This window comes from Aeromonas sp. SER, from assembly GCF_038739615.1.
GTDB lineage: Bacteria > Pseudomonadota > Gammaproteobacteria > Enterobacterales > Aeromonadaceae > Aeromonas > Aeromonas jandaei.
The window spans coordinates 67,743-88,141 of the sequence record NZ_JBCGFC010000017.1; the positions used below are offsets into that span (position 1 = coordinate 67,743).

At 44.5% G+C, this 20,399-nt stretch carries 16 protein-coding genes and 3 tRNA genes; 12 read left to right on the forward strand and 7 right to left on the reverse strand.

Annotated features, from left to right (window positions below):
* Positions 1 to 39: 39 nt before the first annotated feature.
* On the reverse strand, positions 40 to 510 hold the full coding sequence (locus tag AAHA41_RS19935) for a glycine zipper 2TM domain-containing protein (protein ID WP_043851079.1): 471 nt from the start codon (positions 508 to 510) through the stop codon (positions 40 to 42).
* Between the two features lie 19 nt (positions 511 to 529).
* Here AAHA41_RS19935 and aat point away from each other — a divergent pair, with 19 nt between their 5' ends.
* The 3 genes from aat to infA all read left to right on the forward strand — a co-directional run bounded on the left by aat (position 530) and on the right by infA (position 2,237).
* On the forward strand, positions 530 to 1,237 hold the full coding sequence (gene aat / locus AAHA41_RS19940) for a leucyl/phenylalanyl-tRNA--protein transferase (protein ID WP_323069052.1): 708 nt from the start codon (positions 530 to 532) through the stop codon (positions 1,235 to 1,237).
* The gene (locus tag AAHA41_RS19945; protein ID WP_042032318.1) at positions 1,234 to 1,950 is read left to right on the forward strand and encodes an arginyltransferase; all 717 of its coding nucleotides are present in this window, start codon (positions 1,234 to 1,236) and stop codon (positions 1,948 to 1,950) included. Before aat ends, AAHA41_RS19945 begins: the two co-directional genes overlap by 4 nt.
* 68 nt (positions 1,951 to 2,018) lie before the next feature.
* Entirely contained in the window at positions 2,019 to 2,237 is a 219-nt protein-coding gene (infA, locus tag AAHA41_RS19950; RefSeq protein ID WP_005300033.1) for a translation initiation factor IF-1, read from the forward strand.
* A 68-nt stretch (positions 2,238 to 2,305) separates the two neighbouring features.
* Here infA and clpA read toward each other — a convergent pair whose 3' ends face one another.
* Both clpA and clpS read right to left on the reverse strand, forming a co-directional pair.
* On the reverse strand, positions 2,306 to 4,558 hold the full coding sequence (gene clpA, locus AAHA41_RS19955; protein WP_033115165.1) for an ATP-dependent Clp protease ATP-binding subunit ClpA: 2,253 nt from the start codon (positions 4,556 to 4,558) through the stop codon (positions 2,306 to 2,308).
* Positions 4,559 to 4,617: 59 nt separating this feature from the next.
* The gene (gene clpS, locus AAHA41_RS19960; RefSeq protein ID WP_005337111.1) at positions 4,618 to 4,935 is read right to left on the reverse strand and encodes an ATP-dependent Clp protease adapter ClpS; all 318 of its coding nucleotides are present in this window, start codon (positions 4,933 to 4,935) and stop codon (positions 4,618 to 4,620) included.
* Between the two features lie 229 nt (positions 4,936 to 5,164).
* On the opposite strand from clpS, the gene cspD reads away from it, so the two are divergent.
* Positions 5,165 to 5,383 carry a cold shock-like protein CspD gene (gene cspD / locus AAHA41_RS19965; RefSeq protein ID WP_033115164.1) on the forward strand — a complete coding sequence of 73 codons (219 nt, stop codon included), beginning with the start codon at positions 5,165 to 5,167 and terminating at the stop codon, positions 5,381 to 5,383.
* A gap of 111 nt (positions 5,384 to 5,494) precedes the next feature.
* Here cspD and folD read toward each other — a convergent pair whose 3' ends face one another.
* A complete protein-coding gene (gene folD / locus AAHA41_RS19970; RefSeq protein WP_139394782.1) occupies positions 5,495 to 6,349 on the reverse strand; it encodes a bifunctional methylenetetrahydrofolate dehydrogenase/methenyltetrahydrofolate cyclohydrolase FolD in 855 nt (284 codons plus the stop codon).
* 222 nt (positions 6,350 to 6,571) lie between these two features.
* Here folD and AAHA41_RS19975 point away from each other — a divergent pair.
* From AAHA41_RS19975 to AAHA41_RS20000, 6 genes are all read left to right on the forward strand, one after another.
* Positions 6,572 to 6,648, forward strand: a tRNA-Pro gene (locus AAHA41_RS19975).
* A 44-nt stretch (positions 6,649 to 6,692) separates the two neighbouring features.
* Positions 6,693 to 6,783 (forward strand) — tRNA-Arg (locus tag AAHA41_RS19980).
* 11 nt (positions 6,784 to 6,794) lie between these two features.
* Positions 6,795 to 6,871: transfer RNA gene (locus tag AAHA41_RS19985), tRNA-Arg, on the forward strand.
* A 133-nt stretch (positions 6,872 to 7,004) separates the two neighbouring features.
* The gene (locus tag AAHA41_RS19990; protein WP_323069051.1) at positions 7,005 to 8,426 is read left to right on the forward strand and encodes a site-specific integrase; all 1,422 of its coding nucleotides are present in this window, start codon (positions 7,005 to 7,007) and stop codon (positions 8,424 to 8,426) included.
* Between the two features lie 11 nt (positions 8,427 to 8,437).
* Entirely contained in the window at positions 8,438 to 11,794 is a 3,357-nt protein-coding gene (locus AAHA41_RS19995; RefSeq protein WP_152985856.1) for a hypothetical protein, read from the forward strand.
* Complete coding sequence (locus AAHA41_RS20000) at positions 11,787 to 12,449, forward strand: hypothetical protein (RefSeq protein ID WP_152985855.1); 663 nt, start codon at positions 11,787 to 11,789, stop codon at positions 12,447 to 12,449. The genes AAHA41_RS19995 and AAHA41_RS20000 overlap by 8 nt, the downstream gene beginning before the upstream one ends.
* A 109-nt stretch (positions 12,450 to 12,558) precedes the next feature.
* Here the strand turns inward: AAHA41_RS20000 and AAHA41_RS20005 are convergent, their stop codons facing one another.
* Together AAHA41_RS20005 and AAHA41_RS20010 are read right to left on the reverse strand one after the other, a co-directional pair.
* The gene (locus AAHA41_RS20005) at positions 12,559 to 13,266 is read right to left on the reverse strand and encodes a hypothetical protein (RefSeq protein ID WP_323069049.1); all 708 of its coding nucleotides are present in this window, start codon (positions 13,264 to 13,266) and stop codon (positions 12,559 to 12,561) included.
* A gap of 33 nt (positions 13,267 to 13,299) precedes the next feature.
* Positions 13,300 to 16,161: a UvrD-helicase domain-containing protein gene (locus tag AAHA41_RS20010; protein WP_342697337.1), complete on the reverse strand. Its 2,862-nt coding sequence runs from the start codon at positions 16,159 to 16,161 to the stop codon at positions 13,300 to 13,302.
* 437 nt (positions 16,162 to 16,598) lie between these two features.
* On the opposite strand from AAHA41_RS20010, the gene AAHA41_RS20015 reads away from it, so the two are divergent.
* Both AAHA41_RS20015 and AAHA41_RS20020 read left to right on the forward strand, forming a co-directional pair.
* Positions 16,599 to 17,966, forward strand: coding sequence for a hypothetical protein (locus AAHA41_RS20015; RefSeq protein WP_150389426.1), 1,368 nt, complete (start codon positions 16,599 to 16,601; stop codon positions 17,964 to 17,966).
* Between the two features lie 644 nt (positions 17,967 to 18,610).
* Positions 18,611 to 19,471 (forward strand): TIGR02285 family protein, encoded by an 861-nt coding sequence (locus AAHA41_RS20020; RefSeq protein WP_245131229.1) that lies wholly within the window; start codon positions 18,611 to 18,613, stop codon positions 19,469 to 19,471.
* Positions 19,472 to 19,617: 146 nt separating this feature from the next.
* Here the strand turns inward: AAHA41_RS20020 and AAHA41_RS20025 are convergent.
* Positions 19,618 to 20,399, reverse strand: a 782-nt coding sequence (locus AAHA41_RS20025; RefSeq protein WP_323071687.1) for a 4Fe-4S binding protein, incomplete at its 5' end; no start/stop codon positions are given.

A 20,399-nucleotide genomic window follows, 5' to 3' on the forward strand; every position in this document is an offset into this window, starting at 1 on the left:
CGGGTTATCTCCCTCTCTACATCTCTTCCAGCTGTCGGCTTAAAACGTCTTGTCGACTCGCACACCGTCATCAAAATAGAGAATGCGTACTTTATCGCCGCTGCTGAATACCATGGCGGGGTCATAATCCTGGATCACATTGACCAGCCCGTTCTGCTCGTTGCGAATAAGCAGCTCGACCAGCTTGTTCTCCACTACCGTGTCGCCTGACTGATACTGCTGAGCCGCAGCGGCCCCGGCAAGCGCCCCGACGGCGGTGGCAATTTCACGGCCATGGCCGCCACCAAACTGGTTGCCAAGCAAGCCGCCCAGTACTGCCCCACCCAGTGTTTTCCAGCCGGAACGCTCCGACTCCAGGATCTGGCGCTGGGTAATATTGCGCACCGTTTCGACCTGACCGAACACCACCTGATTGACCGGGCGGGCCGTGTTGCGCTGGTAAACCTCGGCCCCGGCGGGCGCAGTGACAAAGCAGAGCAAGCTGGATACTATCAGGATAATGGCCTTCATCTACGAACCTCGTTGCCTTATGTCTCGCTATCTCACTCAACTGGATGATGAGCTCTGCTGGTTTCCCGACCCCTCGCATGCCCTGGAAGAACCCAACGGTTTGCTGGCGATCGGCGGGGATCTCTCCCCTGCCAGATTGCTGGCAGCTTACCACAAGGGGATCTTCCCATGGAACGAACCCCACCAGCCGACCCTGTGGTGGTCACCGGATCCGCGCGGTGTGATCCGCCCTGATGATCTGCATGTTGGACGCACCTTGCAGAAGATTATCCGCCGAACCCCATTCGATATTTCCGTCAATCGCGCCTTTAATGAGGTAATCAATGCCTGCGCCGCGCCTCGTCGCACTGCCGATGGCACCTGGATCAGTCAACCCATGATCGAGGCCTACCAGCAGCTGCACCGTCTGGGTCATGCTCATTCAGTCGAGATCTGGCAAGAGGGAAAACTGCAAGCGGGTCTTTATGGCCTGTCGATTGGCCGGTTGTTCTGTGGTGAGTCCATGTTCAGCCATATCGATAACGGCGCCAAGCTGGCCATGGTGGCACTCTGTCGCCACTTTGCCCGGCACGGAGGCGCCCTTGTCGACTGCCAGATGCAGAATCCGTTTCTGGCCACGCTCGGCATTGAGGAGTGGCCAAGAGCGCGCTTTCTGACCGAACTGGCGCAACTGAGCCGCCAATCGCTATTGGATTCATGCTGGCAAGAGGGAGAGAGCCGCTTATGACCGAAGAAGTGATCCTCAAGGTTGGGCTAACCCCCAAGCATCCCTGCAGTTATCTGGATCATGAGCAGGAGCAGTTGCTGGTTCTGATGGATCACAACCTGCTCAACGCCCACGGTTACGAACGCCTGCTGACCGCCGGATTTCGCCGCAGTGGCAACGACATCTATCGTCCCCACTGCCCCGCCTGTCATGCCTGTCAATCCCTGCGCATTCATAGCGAGCACTTCAGGCCTAGCCGGGGACAAAAACGCATCCGCCAGCTCAACAGGGATATCGACATCGTCCTGAGCTACGATGACAAACCCGAATATTACCAGCTTTATGAACGCTACATCAGCGAGCGCCATCAGGATGGCAGCATGTATCCCCCCAACCGAAAACAGTACCGTGGTTTTCTCCATTGCGACTGGATGCCGCCGCTCTATCTGGAAATGAGAAAGGAGGGTCGCCTTATTGGCGTAGCCACTACGGATCTGCTGCCCCACTCACTCAGCGCCATGTATACCTTCTTCGACCCAGATTATGCCGACCGCTCGCTCGGCACCTTTGCCATTCTGAGTCAGCTTGATCTGGCCAGGCGTACCGGACGAAGCTGGCTCTATCTCGGCTATCTGGTTGAGGCGTGCCGCAAGATGAATTACAAGCGCAATTACCTCCCTCACGAGGTGCTTATTCATGGAGAATGGAAAAAAATCGACGGCAAGCCCGAGTAAACTTTACACATAGCCTTAAATCCGGCATGATCCAGCGGTTTTTTGTTGTGGCTTATCAAGAGGATTCAATGGCTAAAGAAGACAGTATTGAGATGCAGGGCACTATTCTCGAAACCCTGCCCAATACCATGTTCCGTGTGGAACTGGAGAATGGTCACGTGGTTATCGCTCATATTTCCGGCAAGATGCGCAAAAACTACATTCGTATCCTGACTGGAGACAAAGTAACGGTAGCACTGACTCCCTACGATCTCTCCAAGGGACGTATTGTTTTCCGCTCTCGCTAAGCCAGGAATTCAGCAAAAAACCCCAACCTGTCGGTTGGGGTTTTTTGTCGTTTTCTAATTATGGTTACTTAGTGGGAAACAGCTTCAACATTGACCTGAAAATCAAAGCTGAGGCTGTCATTTACCAACTCAACCTTCACAATTCCCCCATCAACCAGTGAGCCGAACAGGATCTCGTTAGCCAACGGTTTCTTGAGGTGCTCCTGAATGACCCGACCCATAGGTCTGGCCCCCATGGCTCTGTCATACCCCTTCTCGGCCAACCAGTGACGGGCACGCTCGGACACTTCGAGAGAAACTCCCTTCGCATCCAGCTGCACCTGCAATTCGACAATGAACTTGTCGACCACCTGGTGGATCACTGTCATGTCGAGATGGTTGAACCAGATGGTGTGATCAAGCCGGTTACGGAACTCCGGACTGAAGGTCTTGTTGATCACCGCCATGGCATCGTGGCTCAGATCCTGCTGCTGGAAGCCAATCGACTTGCGCTGGGTCTCCTGCACACCGGCGTTGGTAGTCATCACCAGAATGACATTGCGAAAATCCGCCTTGCGCCCGTTGTTGTCAGTCAAGGTACCGTTGTCCATCACCTGCAACAGCAGGTTGAATACGTCTGGGTGCGCCTTCTCAATTTCGTCAAGCAACACGACGGAATGAGGATGCTTGATCACCGCATCGGTCAGCAAACCACCCTGCTCAAAACCAACATATCCGGGAGGAGCACCAATCAGACGGGAGACGGTGTGACGCTCCATATACTCGGACATGTCAAAGCGCAGCATCTCCACACCCAGCGCCTTACCAAGCTGTTGAGTAACCTCGGTCTTGCCCACCCCGGTTGGGCCGGCGAAGAGGAAGCAACCTACCGGGCGACGCTCGTTACCCAAACCTGAGCGCGAGAGGCGAATGGCATCGGTCAGCACCTCGATGGCTTTGTCCTGACCAAAGACCACCATCTTCAGATTGCGCTCCAGGTTCTTCAGTACCTCTTTATCTGAAGAGGAAACTGATTTTTCCGGAATGCGGGCGATCTTGGCGACGATGGCTTCAATCTCCTGCACGTTGATCACTTTCTTGCGCTTGCTCGCCGGCAACAACCGCTGGCCAGCCCCCGCCTCATCGATCACGTCGATTGCCTTGTCCGGCAAGTGACGATCGTTGATGTACTTAGCGGACAGCTCTGCCGCAGCGCGAATCGCCTTGGCGGTATAACGCACTCCATGGTGAGCCTCGTAGCGGCTCTTGAGGCCCATCAAGATACGGGTAGTGTCATCCACGGTCGGCTCGGTGATATCGATCTTCTGGAAACGACGAGCCAAAGCGCGGTCTTTTTCGAAGATCTGGGCATATTCCTGATAGGTAGTGGAGCCGACACAACGGAGCAAACCATTAGAGAGCAGCGGTTTGATAAGGTTTGCGGCATCCAGCTGACCACCGGAGGCAGCTCCTGCACCGATGATAGTGTGGATCTCGTCGATAAAGAGGATGGCCCCTTCCTGCCGCTCAATCTGCTTGAGCAGTACCTTGAGGCGCTTCTCGAAATCGCCACGGTATTTGGTTCCAGCCAGCAGAGAGCCCATATCCAGCGAGTAGATGGTGCTACCGGCAATCACCTCGGGCACATCGCCCTTGACGATACGGTAAGCCAGACCTTCCGCAATGGCAGTCTTGCCCACCCCCGCCTCACCCACCAGCAGCGGATTGTTCTTGCGGCGGCGGCAAAGTACCTGGATGGTACGATTGAGCTCCTGGTCACGACCAATAAGAGGGTCGATGCGCCCTTCCAGCACCAGCTGGTTCAGGTTGGTGGCAAAGCTTTCGATCTGAGCGGCGGAGACATCATCGTCAGATTCCGGATTGTTATTGCTGACATCCGGTTTGCTGTCCTTGCGCACCCCGTGGGAGAGGAAGTTCACCACATCGAGGCGGCTGATCTCGGCTTTTTTCAGGAAGTAAGCGGCCTGAGACTCCTGCTCGCTGAAGATGGCGACCAGTACATTGGCACCACTGACTTCGGTATTGCCGGAGGATTGCACATGGAAGACGGCGCGTTGCAGTACGCGCTGGAAGCCCAGGGTCGGCTGGGTTTCCCGATCTTCGTCATCGCGCGGAATAAGCGGGGTTGTTTGAGTGATGAATGCGCGGATCTCCTTGCGCATCTGCTCGACATCGGCACCACAGGAGCTCAGCGCCTCATGGGCTGAGCTGTTATCCAGAAGGGCTAACAACAGGTGCTCGACAGTCATGAATTCGTGGCGCTCGTCACGAGCCAGTTTGAAAGCCTCGTTCAGCGTCTTTTCCAGATCTTTATTCAACATAGGCACCTCCCCTAGTACAGCTACAATGTGGTGTCACACTCGCCATCAAGTCATCAGATTCAAGCCTTTTCCATAGTGCATAGCAGTGGATGTTCGTTGTTACGTGCATAGGTGTTGACCTGGACAACCTTGGTTTCGGCGATCTCTGCGGTAAACATGCCGCAGACACCCTTACCACTATAATGCACACTCAGCATGACCTGAGTCGCCTTGTCCAAATCCATACCAAAGAACTTTTGCAGCACCTCCACCACGAACTCCATCGGGGTGTAGTCATCGTTGTTCAGCACAACTTTATACATGGGTGGCGGCTGCAGCTTTGTTTTCTCTGCTTCTGCAATCTCTTCATTAGCAAAGAGTTCTTTCTGCTTGCTCATAATCGCGCTTTGGTACCTCTAGATTACTACCGTCTCACACAAGCTTGTCAATAGACTTGTTAACCAGATCACATCAGTTGTTAACAACTCCTTGACTCGCTCAAAAGTTAGACTAGATTGGTTACTTGCTAATCTGTGCCCGTCTGCTATGGGCTCATGTCCCTAGTTATAATGGGCTGGCGCAGGTTACTCAACGACTTCTGGGTAATCAATAAAAGGATGTAGAAGTATGGCAACCGGCACAGTTAAGTGGTTTAACAACGCAAAAGGATTTGGGTTTATCTGTCCGGAAGGGGGTGGTGAAGATATCTTTGCTCACTACTCCACCATTCAAATGGAGGGCTACAAGACCCTGAAAGCGGGTCAGGCTGTCCACTTTGAACTGCAACAGGGGCCGAAAGGAAATCACGCCTCCGTCATTGTGCCGAACGAAGCACAAAATATATAAACGAAAACCCGTTGGATAAATAAAAAACCGGTTCCTCTCTGAGCAACCGGTTTTTTATTTTCATTTATGTGACTCGCCTAGCATTAGCCACGCACGCACCATTGTCACGCTTTAGTCATGGTACTCGTTGCAGGCTATCAGGGTATTCTCCATCAGACTGGCCACCGTCATGGGGCCAACACCACCGGGAACCGGGGTGATGAAAGAGGCATGACTGCGCGCCGTTTCAAACTCCACGTCCCCAACCAGCGAACCATCCGCGAGACGGTTGATGCCCACATCGATAACCAGCGCGCCCGGCTTGATCCACTCTCCGGGAATAAAATTGGGTTTGCCAACCGCCACTACCAGCAAATCTGCGCGGCGAACCTGATCCTCCAGATCCCGGGTAAAACGGTGACAGGTCGTGGTCGTGCAGCCCGCCAGCAGCAATTCGAGGGTCATGGGACGCCCGACGATGTTGGAAGCACCGACCACAACGGCGTGCAAACCATGGGTTTTAACACCGGTGGTTTCAATCAGCGTCATGATCCCTTTCGGGGTGCAGGGACGCAGCGCCGGAATACGCTGTGCAAGACGGCCCACGTTGTACGGATGAAAACCGTCCACGTCCTTGTCAGGGAGGATCCGCTCCAGCACCAGAGTAGTATCGAAGTGATCCGGCAGCGGCAACTGAACGAGGATCCCGTCGACGGTTGAATCATCATTCAGCTGATCGATCAACGCCAGCAACTCATCCTGACTTGCCGTTGCACTCAGGTCATATGAACGAGAGTGAAAACCGACCTCTTCACAAGCCCGACGTTTGCTGCCGACATAAACCTGAGAGGCAGGATCTGCCCCCACCAGAATGACTGCCAGCCCTGGAGCCCGTTTCCCTGCTGCCAACCTCTGTTGGACCTGTGCCGCGACCTGGCTGCGAATCGTTTGCGCAACCTGTTTTCCATCTATGATTTTGGCAGACATCGTTCTCCACTCACCATGTGTTCAACTGCCGCGCATTGTCGCATTTTTTTAGCCGGGATGTTAGCGTCCAAGAGAGGTCTGGCCTGCAACGGGCAATAAGTAGGCACTTGAATTTACTGGGGGAAAAATACGTTGACGCTGGCTCTTTTGCTTGGTTATGATGCCGCCCCGTTGCCCAGTACGGCTCATATCGTTATGCTGGCACGTTGAAAGTAACAATTTCGGTGATTAGCGCAGTCCGGTAGCGCATCTGGTTTGGGACCAGAGGGTCAAAGGTTCGAATCCTTTATCACCGACCAAGTTTATCGATTTGCCACTCAGGCGAGTCGAGAAAAGCGCCCTTAGCTCAGTCGGATAGAGCAACGGCCTTCTAAGCCGTGGGTCGCAGGTTCTTATAAGGTACAGATTTGTAGTGCATACGTAGAGTCACTGCAAAAGAGATTCTGAGGGTATAGCTCAATCGGATAGAGCAACGGCCTTCTAAGCCGTAGGTTTCGGGTTCGAGCCCCGATATCCTCTCCATTTTCCATACTTTTCAGTAAGTTAGAAGAAAGCCGCTACATTTCAATGTCGCGGCTTTTTTTTATTCTCAACAAATGGTTGCGCACTCGTATGCACTAATATAGTGTGATTTATGTACAGGGATTCAGTGCATATGGAGACGAGCTTGGATAGGATTGCGTTTCATCTCTCAACTGGTCAAAAATCGTTCGCCTTCTACAGCGATGGAAAGCCTATTGAAGCGTTGAATTGTTATGTCAACGATCTAGCTAGAAGTGCCCCCAAGAGCACAACCGTCAACATTGCATCAGACTTAAAAACCTTTTTTGTGTACCTAGAGGCTTTAAGTGACCTAAGCAAAATCTCCAGTCTGGAGAGCACGGACACCGGAACGTCACTACTCACTCAAATCATCAAGCAGTTTCCGCTTTACCTGGCTCGCGGCACAGAAAACAACAAAGACTCACTGGCCTACTTTGCTGCCGCTACAACAAAGAGGCGTCCTACTCAAAACAACACAAACGAAAGGATTATCTCTTCAGTTCGTGGCTTTCTCCGCGCATCAGCAACACAACACATAGAAATGCAAGCAGTGGCAGATATGGGGCTGATCAATATTAATTTGGCTCCAGAAGCAATGTTTAAAGACGCATTGCTTAGCAAAGCAGTCTCTCCGTATGAAAGAAAACAGCTATTTAAAAAATCCATGTTTGCTGGGGTAATATGCAATGGCCCTCGTTTAGCTGAAGGCAGCCTTCTGAAGTACAAGAAAGTATTTCATTATGCAGCAAAAGGAAGTGGTAGAGAAAAGTGGCTTCCTCCTGAGGATACCCTCCCCTTGCTCAATGCAGCTAAAACCCTTCGTGATCGCTGTTTGTGGTCACTGATGCTTGGTACTGGTCTTAGAAGTATTGAAGTCTTTGCTCTCTTGCTAAGAGACATCAACGTAGAAGAGAAAAAGATTAGTTGTGTCAATCCAATAACACGTCCCTTAGAATATGGTAATACATTTGAGAGGATTTCTGGAGAGGCACTTTCATCGGCAGCATACAAGGGACGTGATACCGAAGAAACGTTTTTTATTGAACCTTTTCGTACGATATTTTTTGAGACTCTTCCACGTTATCTTCGTGAGGAACGAGCCCCCCTGCACTGTGGGCATCAGCTATTATTCGTTGTACTTAAAAAACCCTATGAAGGGCGCCCGTTGGTTCTTTCAGACCATAATACTAGGTTATATCCCTTCAGAGCTGCTCTTGAGAGAGTTTACAAAGTACGAGGGACTCCAATGCCAAAAAATTTCGGTCTTCATTCAACACGGCATTTTTTTGGCATGTACAGTCTCAATTATCTTCCTATCCAGTTAGAAAATGGAAATATTAAACATGGGCTGAATGAGCACACTGTCCAAAGATTAATGGGACATTCATCTATCGAATCAACTCTAGTTTATGCTGTGCCGGATATAGAGAAGGTCAGGACTCAAACTGAGGATGCAATGAGATTACTCACATCCAACATTGTAAATTCCACGGATATGAGAATGCTAGCCGAGTCCTTTGGCGCTAATTTTTAGGTGTGTTAATTATGTTAGATGATAAGAATCTCAGAGACATTGGGCAGTCAATCTCAGAAGACCTTCATGCCTTCTCATATCTTAAGGGTGTAGCACGTAACTACGACCCCAGAAAATGGTTCGCCTATCAATTAAGCTTGGTTCCAATTGAGTGGAATGAATCACTTGTTACAAAAATCCTTGAAACAATCTCGGATGCAAGAGCGTGGCAGGATAATTTTGATAGTATCTTTCCATCCATAATGCATTTGGCTGTTGATAGTAAAGCCAAGGGAACCGTTCGCTTCATTTTTTTTGCTCTGCTGGCTAATGCTGCGCAGTCCGGATGCAAACTTCCTGCTGAAATCCGTTGGGGAGACGCAAAGATTCATAATGAGCTATTAGGAAATGGGACATGGCTTCACTATTTCCCTAGAATTGCTATAGACTTAATTGCTGAATCACAACGCCCAGATAAAAAATCAGAACTGAGACCATTTATTAAAAATGAAGTTCTAAAAGGGACAAATTTCAATCATAAAACGTTGACAGCAAATGTCAGCTTTATTGCCCGTTATATGCTCTGCAATGGTATTACCTCATATAAACAGATGACACCGGAGTCGTTTTCTCAGTTTATGATTGAGAGCGCTATTGCCATGCCATCAAGCGCAATAGCATGGCGCCAGGTCTGCTATGCATTAGAAGTTGGCAGAGTTCTTCCACATGAGTGGTGTAATGATGTTGAGTTACTTTTTACAAGACGACCTGTAGAATCTCGAATAGCCAAGCTGAATGACCAGAATATTTTCTCCACTAGAGATGCCCAACACAAAAATGTTGAATACAAAGAGGTATGTCGCAGTGAGGAAATAAAGTTATTAGGCGAGGTCTGCCATAACTCGACCGTCCAACGTGTATTAATCCCTATTGTAAACAAAGGCATTGTTGAATTCGGAGATATTACTATAAATAAAAGCACCACTGAATATGCTCCAAACAACATCATGGATGGTTTATGGAAGCGAGCTGAGCTAGCATTCTGTAATGTCGCTCATATTGAGAAAAACACATCAAAAGATAGAGCAAGAGCACTACAATATCTGAATTCGTATTTATATTCTTATTTGCCAAAATTTTTTGAAAAAAATGAAAACTGTTTGTTTGAATATCCTGACACCCCTAGTAAATTTATAGGTTCTGTGTTTTTCCTCGTGGATCCCGTTATAGACCATCAATATCAAAAAACCGCTGACGCCAGCGGAAAAGATGTTATATACCCCGTTTCTTTTTTCGATTTCATTGAGGCTTTAGTACAAGATAATAGCAGGAATGATGATACGGATTTTAATGAGCGAAATACGATAAGAGAAGCTCTTGCAACATTAAGACGATTTTTTCAAACAATAATTGACGAGTATTATGAAATCGACGGATATAATCTAAAGTCTAATCCTATCCGTTCATTTCGAAACATAGGATATAAAGCCAGAAGCAAAAGCAGTAAAGATATATTCCATTTGGGGTATTGGGTTATATTTCGCATTTTTTTGAAGGAGCTGGCAAAAACGCTTTTGATTATTTCCGCTAAGAGAGCATGCAAACTTCTAGAAAATGATGAGTCAGAATACGTTGATGTTTTGAAGATAGAATTGAATAAAATTCATAGAATGCCATATTTTGAGCATTTACGGAAAACTATTGATAGTGACTCAAACTCTATATTTATACCAACGACTATTACGCTGGGTGGTATGGAGTTTGATATTGGAACCATTGAATACCCAAGCAATAGTAAAGGAATAACGAAAAAAATTAAAATGGGTAAATCACTTACTATGGTTCCATTAGCTAATTATCACCATGTTATGATCCTGGTTATAGCTGCTTATGCAGGCCAACGAGCCTCTAACGCTGCATACCTATGTGCTGATACATTTGATTCTGACTATACACCTCCCATCAACGGAATGATCAGTGAAAGACTAGTGCCACTCCGCATTCGAACCGATAAGGTCAAACCAACAGGCCTTGATAGTATGATATCAGAGGAAATTATGGTCATGTTGCGTTTTGCCAGAACGCTTCGACAGCTTTACTCAGAGGAGGCATATACACAACCGATCCCATATCAGGATAATGAGCAGTCCAAGAACGGAAAATTCCGCCCTCTGCTACAGTCAACATCAAAAAATTCAGACTATCATTTTTCTATATCTCCATACATTAAAATGTTTGAGGATTGGCTGACAAGAACTGGAATACCATTTGTCAGCAAACTCAGTTACGCACCAATAAATGCCACGATTAGAAGCCTAGATAATGCCAAAAAACATGGTTCAATAATCAATGCCCCTTCTTATTTAATAAAATATAGTAATGAGTCAAAACCACATCCGTTTACACCAATCGTCCAGAAAACCGCAATAACAACACATAGTCTGCGAACACAACTTGTAACCGTAATTCATGCCGCAACTGGAGATAGTGAGGCGGTAAGGATGTTTACAGGACAGAGTGATGGCACCATTAATTTTTATACCAAACTTGACATTGAAACAGATAAGGTTCTGGCTCCAATTCGAGAAAAATACAGAATAGCATCTGTAACTGAGTCAGTTGTTCGTGAAGAAGATCTCATTAATGCGGTTACTCGACTCGATGGTAATGCGTCACCATTTTTTGCAGGCTCTGAGGTGGGGCTGAATGCACTCAAAGAGTCCGGTGGCCGTGGTTTGGCTCTCAACTACACTCACATTTGTCCGCATGACAACCAGTGCCCAGAAGAAGTAATTAACACACATGGTAGAATGAACTGTCATGAATGTTCACGAGCATGTATTACCGAGCATCACAAAGTGGCAATTTCGGCTGTAATAAGACGCAATCTAGATGAGATAAATGATGCTTCTGCAATGCTAAAAAATTCAACTAATCAAGCAGAACAAGATACGCTAAGAATACAGTTAACAAATAGTTTATATAAAGCATCGTGTTGGTTTGTTAGATTGCGGCATATAGAGGACAATCCAGGCTCATTCATGATATTAGGAGCTAAAAATATCGAACAATTTAGGATAATCCCCAGTGACGATATATCCAATAAACTATTTGCACGACTACAGGAGACCAATGGAGCACCCTCAATGCAGAGTAATTATTTACAACGCATGGCCTCCATGATCGCAGGTAAAATTCAGGTGATGGCTATGCGAGAGACATTACCTAGTTTTGATAATATGCAGAATTATGACCCTGTGAGGTTTGTCGTACAAAACTTGACCTTATTGGCAGAGTTAAAAAATACGACGCCAGAAAAGCTCCTGGATTTGTGTATGGAACAGAAAACCTTAGATATAAACCTGCTAGAGGAACTCAAAATTGTTTGAGCGAATGAAATATAGTCCAATGCTAATAGAGAAAGAGCGAAAGGTTCAGACTCGAAAAGATCGCATTGAGAAAATATTGAGAAGCCTCGATTGCGATCTCTACCCCACCCTAACAGCCCTCACAGAGGCAATAGCTAGAAGATATAACGAGATTTACTCAACTCAGGATATCTCATCAGAGATCCACCCTAGAAGAGATTTATTAAGTGGCTCCACATTAAGACGAAAAAACAGTCCTTACCGAACGCTAGTCGCATCATTTTATAAAACGGAGGAGCGAATAAAAATCCAACTACGCTCTAAGGAGGCACAACTCGCCGAGGAAAACTTAATCTTACGCAGCGAGTTAGCAGCAATGCGCAGTGAATCCCAAAATCTAAAAGCTGCTCTAGAAAATGCTCATCAAGAAATAGAGCGACAACGATTAAATAGCATAACCTCACGCACGGCATCGGGAGTAACACCAAAATATTCTGATGCTGAGATCATGGCTTATAAAGCCATTCTGTTATTGTTTGAAGCAGGCCGCTCATCCTCCGGTTTCGAGATAAAAAATGACTCAATCACCCAAATTTCTCTCCGTGGAGATATCACTATAGTGGATGAATCAAGATGTCCTTTGTTTTTTAGCTGGTATAGAGGAAAATCAAGATGAAGCCAAATATTTAATACAGCTCCCATGTAATAACAATATCACTTTACCCATAAGCAAGGTGATTTAATTACCACGTTAAAATAAATCACCTCCATCATCAACTAAGTGGTTACCACTTTCTAGATAGGTCATCAAAATGGCTATCTCTCCTTGCCTTGTTCATTAACTCCATTTTTTCTTGTTCATTCAAACTAACCAAATTAATTGAAACTACATTAAAAAACAGTTCAGGATGAAGAATGTAGTTTGTTGAATCAAGAAATTCTTGATTTACACGAAGTGATAGGTACTCAAACCGTTCTACGAAACGCTTGTAAACTGAGCCACTTTTATCGTTATTTTTTCTAGCTTTGTCCGCAAGAACCCCTATCTCTCGCGTCAAGAATGAGTTAACCAGCTCAGCCTGGGCAGGAACATTTGCACACAATGTTTTAAATGAATCAACCCACCACCGCTTAAACGGAATAGAGGAAAATGCACAACTACCTCCAAGCCAGGTTGACCGATACCCAATCTCTAAATTTCGAGTCGCCTTGTTTGAAGACAAAGGGAAAAATTTTTCAATACTATCGAGTCGTGAGCAGAGACTGAAGCCTGCTGTCCCCTCTGCTTCGTATACCTCACCAGTGTTGTAGCTGCCGATATGGTGGTATAGAACCGTACCAAAGGGGGCACTTCGTTGGTCTTCTACTAACTGGTATAAAGCAAAAGACCTACAATCTCCCAGATCCCACCCAACCTTTAAATCTTCACACAGGCTAGCATTGGTAGAAAACGTACTATTGAATTCATTTATGATTTCGGAAAACGTATCCATATGTCCCCCCACCTTAACTCACGTAATTAGCTATCATAAGCCTGGCTTGACCTTGATGATAACCTTGCACTGGTCATCCTTAATCCCATAACCAGTACATCCCCAAAAGTCACCATACTGACCATTACGGATTTTCATTGGTCGTCCGCACTCAGGGCATATTTTAATTTTGCAACCACAAAGAGAATTATTGCAAACGCTCTCATTCCTTGTGTCAATTGAGGGTGAGTGGCATTTCTCACACACTCTAGCCTTTCCTACAGGACAGCCAAAACCTGTGCTACAAGCATAGAAATCACTATACGGCCCCTTGACCAACCTTAGATAGCCATCTGTACAGTATGGGCACTTGAACCTTTTTTTTGATTCCTCACTGAATGCTTTTGAAACAACATTTATCTTGTATTTTGGCGAGAGTAACTCCGTCACAAAATCGGATGGTGCTGTAGGATTGGCAATAATGTAGACTTTCTTCCTTGCTCGGGTAATGCCTACATACAGGAGGCGCCTTTCCTCAGAATGAGGATATGGGTCTAGAGATGGCAGCAGGGATTCAACTATAAGGTTGTCTTTATTTTCATTAGGGAATCCCATCTTTCCTTGAAAAAAGCCGATCAAAATTCCATAGTCTGCCTCTAACCCCTTAGATTTATGGAAGCTCCAGAAGTTAACATTGCGTAAACTATTCATCTGTTTTAATGCACTCTTAGCCTCATTTAAAAGATAGTTATAACGAGCAATAACGGCGATGCTTCCAGTCGCATCATTCTCTCTAATCTTTTGAACAACCTCAGCGACTCTTTTATTCAAACCTCCTTTTTCTGGGGATTTGTCATCAAGCAGATAAATCTGTGAATCCTCAACCACAGTATGCGTTTCTATATACTTTTTATACTGTTCAGGATTTTCCATAATGAACTGACCAGCAGTATCGGCAATGCTATTGTTATAGCGGAAAGTCTTTTGTAGTTTAGTAAGCGTGTAGCTACCAACGATTTCACCAAAGCGAGTTGTTAGCTCTAACTTTCCACCATTAAATCGATAAATTGACTGCCAATCATCACCAACGACAGTTAGTGATGGCTGTGGCCCATTTTTAATGATGGTCTGGATGAACTCCATTCGAGCTGTTGATATATCCTGGAACTCATCAACCAGTATGTATCGCCATTCAGGAATATATTTGCCAGCATTTACCTCCTGAATCGCTCTGATTATCATGTCATCAAAGTCAATTGCATTCTGTTCTCTGAGCTCACTGATATATGCATGATGAAGCAAATCCAAGATTTCTGAGAGCTTCTTGGAATGATGCACTCCAGTAGCATCGAACCTACTCTGTATGGACTCTTTCGTGAGGCGTTCAACTCGAATGGATTGGAGGGCTTTTGTCAAAAGTTCACCCCAGCCTGTGATATGACCCATATCACGCAGCTTGTTGAACAGTTCATCAGGAGATAATGGATTAAGAACGACACCATTATCTAACAGCTTTTTCTTGAGGTTTTCCAGTAAAACACCCTCTATCCATTCATAATGGAATGTCTCAATTAAAACAGCTCCACATTCATTATGCAGCATTCTTTTATTATTAATGGACTGATTATAAGAAACACGATCTATATCCGGCCTAGTTCTTCCATTACGGTCTATACCAAAATGCTCAATATAAAGTTCAGGTTCTATGATTTTAAAGTCTGGGCGATAGTCAAAACCAATATCAATGCGCCGTTTGGTCACATATGGAGACTCATACTTATACTCAACACCATTCTCATAAAGGAAATTTGCTATAAGGAGTTCCTGATAGCCCTTAACGAGATCACTATTGAGGGTTCTAAATTCGTTGTCCCTGATATACGCTTCATATTCTGATTTTGACTTAAAATCAAAAGGGTTAACGGGTTCTGGGAACATGTTTATAAAGTCATAAATTCTATCGACATCTGATGATAAATATTCTTCAAGCCATGAGGTGACCCATAGTTTTAGCTTTACGTCATCCTCAGTAAAAATAGATATGTTGGTATCAACGTTTGAATTACGTAGAATCATCCTGCCTAACGCATGGAAAGTAGCAATATCTGGAGTCGATTCTAGCTCAATATTAGACTTCTTAGCTTTATCTTCGAGGCGTTCACTTAGTTCGCCCGCAGCAGTCTTATTATATGCAAGAACCAAGATCTCCGATGGCTTCGCTAATCCTCGGTCTATCAAATCGAGGGTCTTAGCAACCATGACAGATGTTTTTCCAGTACCAGCTGCTGCAAGCACCATATTCCTATCATTGGAGCGTAATACGCCCAAACGCTGTTCATTAGTTAATGGATTTGATTCTACTACATCAAAGAACTCTTTTCTTTTTATAAGTTGATACTCTTCGTGCTGCTCGCGTATGTATTCAATATTAAGAGGATGATATGATATTAGATTTTTTACCTTCTCTATTAGTTCAGGATTTAAATATCTTTCCCATTGTTCGCTCTGAGCCTCATAGTCGCGGCTCAATGACATACATATCTGAGCAAGATTACTCACCCAGGAATCTCTTGGGTACTCATCAAAAGCAAGACTATAAAACTCGGTAACTTTCTGCTCTATTGTTGTTGTAATATGTTTTGCTATTAATGTATTTAGCGATTCAACGAAGCTATCTGAATCAGCACATCTAATAAATTTGTGTTTTTTAGTCTTACTTCCAATTTTGTAGGTAAGTATCCCACCTAGAAATTTTCGTTCAAAAGTTGCAAAACTCCTGAAATCGGATGCAGAGTCATTTTCTAAAATAGTATCCTTTTTTAAGGATACTATTTTATCTCCCTGCACAACAATCGTATCTGAGCCAAGGATTTTCCCTATGAAATTAAATGATAGCTTGGCTATGGAATCATTCATTAACAACTCTCTAATTAATGCGTCATGAGACTTATTTACTTGCCCACAAGTTGTGGTGCCAAATGGGTGGCATAGTAACAGATTACATGGATGGTTTGGTCACAAACCATGAATAGAGAAAACTAGATGAGAGGGCGATCACACCGAGCTGCATGTTTGGGATTGTGATGCCAACTGGCTGCACACCAGGCTAAACCTCTTACTTCTCACCACTCGAAGTAAAGCTCTATCTGCTCACAGCAAGTGATGAAGATTGCAACTGATGCTGACTATCGCAGTTACCTCTCACGCACCTACGAAGGCCAAGACCAAGCGTATAGCTCAGCGAACCCTGTTGCTCGGCTTACGCAAAAAAATAGATGTGGTATTTATGATGTATATACAACATTTATTATTTCCACCATGATATGTGCATCGTCACTTAGGAGCTCATTCATATGGGAAGAACATCGTTTGTCATCAATCCTGAAAGGCTGAAGGGTCTACGTGTTGAATCAGGCCTGACCCAAGAAATGTTGATGAGTAAGGCTTACAAGATTTTGGGTCGCTCTCCAGAGGCCGCTCCAAAAACCCTCATTGGTCATTATCAACGAGTAGAAAAGAACGGACACACCAGCAAGGCTTTGGCAAATGCTCTAGCTCAAGTGCTTGAAACAACCGTAGAGATATTACAAGGGAAAGACACGCCTGAGTCTTATCACTATATAGATAAATTAGTCAAGCAACTAAAAGCACAGCTGGAACTTGGCAATAACCAAGCACTTAATAATGAGTTTTCTGAGTGGCAAAGCAAATATAATGGTCAATGTCCTGATATGAACAAAGATATCTATGATTTTGCAAGAGATCTTGGCATCCAAATAGAACTGGCTCAATTGATTGGACAACCTGACGAGTTAATAAAACTTCGAGATATTACAGGTTGGAGTAGCGAGCAAATTCTAAATCCTGCAAATGTACATGGTCACTGGTTTATCCGTAAGACTGTAATGGATTCAATAAGTACAAGTTTTGAGTATGGCCTTAGTGAGATTATGTGGGAGGTACGGGATGTCATCAAGAAGGTGGGTCATTACTATACTGAAGATATGCATATCAGCATTAAGCATACATATCCTTGGATACATGTAGATCTTATCCATCCCAGAATTAGTGGCTTCCATAAAACCACTTTCATTTTTTCAAGAACGTTACCTAAGCCTGATGGATTAAAATGGGTATCACCCAGTGAAGCAGATAAATGGATGTTGTCTGAGTTAGACCGAATAGCTTTTGATGAGGCTAATTTCGTCACCTTAAATGATGAAGTTCTGTATCCATCAGACATAAAAAATCTGAGACTGAAAGTAATTGAAATAACGGACAATGCTAAGAGCAGAACTGCATATTCCGGAGGTTGGTTTACTGACCAAGAAGATTCGGTATTTAACAGGTTTATAGTTAGTGGTAGATCTCACGCCTGGATAGTTAATAAGCTTACTAGTGGTCTAGCAGAGGGATTGCGTACTCATCTTCATCAACTACCTGAGGTCTCATGGAAGGTCAGTCCGAATAATGGAACAATTAATTTAACCTACGACACGTGGAGATTATCTCCGGAAAAACGTAGAAAACTTGGCTTTTACAATCTAAGTTACACTATTTCGTTAGTTGAACTAATGCCTGATGGTAGCTATCGAGCTGCACCGTGGTCTAAAAAAGGCATAGAAGATGCAGCTAATAATATAACAAGACAATTACAGTGGGTATGGGCATCAGAAGATTTTGCTTCTGATGATGAGCGGATAATCCTTCACTTTCAGTGATATAACAAAACTTGAAGAAACAGTTATAGATTTAACTAATGCATCCTCGCCGGAGGAGTCATGAGATATTCAACTTCTAAAGAAATAGATGTTATTGTGCGGAAGTATATCAAACGAAAATGGAGATACAAACGAGGTAAAAAACATGGCCTGTTATACCCTCCAAACTGTGGTTTATTTATCGTAGTACCTGGCTCTCCTAGTGATAGCCTTGCAGGGTGCATTTTTAATCAAGAGATAAGGCGACTAGAAAGGCGTGTTTGTTATAGCTATAGCTAAGCTATTTTATAGAGAAACCAAGCAAACCATATTTGAAGCCGAAGCCAGCGCAGGATCCCGTCATCAAAGGATTGCACACCTGACATTGTTCGACCTCAAGAGCACGCCACATAGCGTACAAGCTCTATGGGCTCTATGGGACAGCAACAATCAAGCCTCATGCTGCCGTGTATGGCGACAAGCGGGAGAGTTCGGCGTATCAACGTTCAGCACCATCCTTGACGATACAGAAAACCAGAAATTTCTACGTTAGTAGGTTTACGAAAGCGCATACGTATGCCAATGTTTTCTTGTGAAGATGTTAGTGTTGCTGACTAATCGCCGCACTATGGTTTATATCAGTATAATAGAGAGGTGAAATTGCCATGAAAAGGATTCTTCTAATACTCATCTCTTTTATTATATCTGTCGATGTAACTGCAAAAGAGACAATCCATTGGGTTCAATATGATATCCCTCCATTTTATATTAAGGATGGTAGCTATTCAGGTAGAGGTGTGGTTGATGTTACTGACGCTATGATCAGAGCTGAATTGCCCCAGTATAACCATGTGATCATATGGGCTAACATCGCCAGGATCCGGCATATGATGGAGCAAGGACAGAAAGTTGTTTGTGGAAATATGATAAAGACACCTGAAAGAGAGAAGTATCAAACATTTTCTACTTTTCATAAAACACTATCAACTGCACCACATGTAATCATACCATCCAGTGAGCTTAACACTTATAAGCAGTATATAATTGATGGAGACGGTGTTGATTTGCTTCGGTTGATTCAATCGAAGGATAAACTTGGCTATTTCATAGCATCTCGTTCATATGGAAGTAAATTTGACCTCGCAATTAAAGATAAAACAAATAAGAGAGTTAACTACTCTCTCAATGCTCCGATGGGTAATGTCCTGGATATGCTATTAAAAGATGTAAATGGTTTTACCATCGCATACCCAGAGGAAATTATCTATTACACAGAAAGTAAGTTTGGGTATGGCTCATCAACAGTATCTGATTTAAATAAAAAGGCTTATCTAGGGAAGTTCAAAGTTCTTCCGATAGCTGGACAGCCAAAAGAAATATCAACTTATGTAGCTGCACCGAAAACTGAGTGGGGTTATAGAGTTATATCTGATATCAATGAAGCGCTATCAAAGTTAAAATCTAATCCAGCATATATTAATGAAGGCTATATGTGGCGTGACTTACCTAACCATGATATGCGTTAGGTATATAGTGATTCTATCCATTGAATACATATACCCTAACGCTATCTAAGTTAATATACCAACTATCGAAATCTAACCTCGATACACCTTGTTACATCAATTTCTCTTATTTATTCTTTATGCTTTTGTGAGATAAAACATCAACTCTAATGTGAAAGACTCGGCAGAATATCCAATAGATAACGGCGTTGTTCTAATGGTGTGTTGCTTGTCCAAAAATCGAAAATAATATGAGCAAACAATGGCATTAAGAGAAGTAAAACACACAACATTGTAAGCAGATTTTTTGCTGAAACCATTTTATTCGCAGTACCAAAATGAATCGCATTAGCTTGTTTTGGGCATGCAGAGATACAAGTTAAACAGTTTGTACACTCAATATTTCTGACTGATATAAGTTCATGAACCAGTATCCTTGATGGACATGCTCTACTGCATTTATCACAATCGTATCCCTTGCTTCGTAAACAGCTGCTGGAAGACCTGCGAATACGTAATGGTGTCAGAAGCCCCAACAAGGAAAGCCATCCACCATAAGGGCATAGGTATCTACAGAAACCTTGCTTGAAAAGCATCGTGACACTTAATACCCAGACAACAAAAATACCTGATATGAAGTTCAAGTTGAAAAAGAAGGCTCCCATTTTCATGTCAGCAGCTTGGTGAAACTGACTCATCAAGTACCCTGGCAGTGCGACATTTGGAACAGCAAGAATAACTATGAACATCAGAAATGATAGAACTAGAAATTTCTGAGACTTGAGCAGTAGGTCTAACCATTTTGGCGGAGTCCACTCACCAGGTAGCAGCAAATTTCGAAAATGATGCAGCCATTCACCGACAACCCCAAGAGGGCAAAACCATGAGCAGAAGGCACGACCTAAAATGAGTCCAGATAAGGAAATAACCAAGACTGTGATTGTTGCAG

What these genes read in the sequence shown, in the direction of transcription:
- AAHA41_RS19935 (WP_043851079.1), bottom strand. Translation starts at nt 510, where the DNA reads ATGAAGGCCATTATCCTGATAGTATCCAGCTTGCTCTGCTTTGTCACT.
- aat (WP_323069052.1), top strand. Translation starts at nt 530, where the DNA reads ATGTCTCGCTATCTCACTCAACTGGATGATGAGCTCTGCTGGTTTCCC.
- AAHA41_RS19945 (WP_042032318.1), top strand. Translation starts at nt 1,234, where the DNA reads ATGACCGAAGAAGTGATCCTCAAGGTTGGGCTAACCCCCAAGCATCCC.
- infA (WP_005300033.1), top strand. Translation starts at nt 2,019, where the DNA reads ATGGCTAAAGAAGACAGTATTGAGATGCAGGGCACTATTCTCGAAACC.
- clpA (WP_033115165.1), bottom strand. Translation starts at nt 4,558, where the DNA reads ATGTTGAATAAAGATCTGGAAAAGACGCTGAACGAGGCTTTCAAACTG.
- clpS (WP_005337111.1), bottom strand. Translation starts at nt 4,935, where the DNA reads ATGAGCAAGCAGAAAGAACTCTTTGCTAATGAAGAGATTGCAGAAGCA.
- cspD (WP_033115164.1), top strand. Translation starts at nt 5,165, where the DNA reads ATGGCAACCGGCACAGTTAAGTGGTTTAACAACGCAAAAGGATTTGGG.
- folD (WP_139394782.1), bottom strand. Translation starts at nt 6,349, where the DNA reads ATGTCTGCCAAAATCATAGATGGAAAACAGGTTGCGCAAACGATTCGC.
- AAHA41_RS19990 (WP_323069051.1), top strand. Translation starts at nt 7,005, where the DNA reads ATGGAGACGAGCTTGGATAGGATTGCGTTTCATCTCTCAACTGGTCAA.
- AAHA41_RS19995 (WP_152985856.1), top strand. Translation starts at nt 8,438, where the DNA reads ATGTTAGATGATAAGAATCTCAGAGACATTGGGCAGTCAATCTCAGAA.
- AAHA41_RS20005 (WP_323069049.1), bottom strand. Translation starts at nt 13,266, where the DNA reads ATGGATACGTTTTCCGAAATCATAAATGAATTCAATAGTACGTTTTCT.
- AAHA41_RS20010 (WP_342697337.1), bottom strand. Translation starts at nt 16,161, where the DNA reads ATGAATGATTCCATAGCCAAGCTATCATTTAATTTCATAGGGAAAATC.
- AAHA41_RS20015 (WP_150389426.1), top strand. Translation starts at nt 16,599, where the DNA reads ATGGGAAGAACATCGTTTGTCATCAATCCTGAAAGGCTGAAGGGTCTA.
- AAHA41_RS20020 (WP_245131229.1), top strand. Translation starts at nt 18,611, where the DNA reads ATGAAAAGGATTCTTCTAATACTCATCTCTTTTATTATATCTGTCGAT.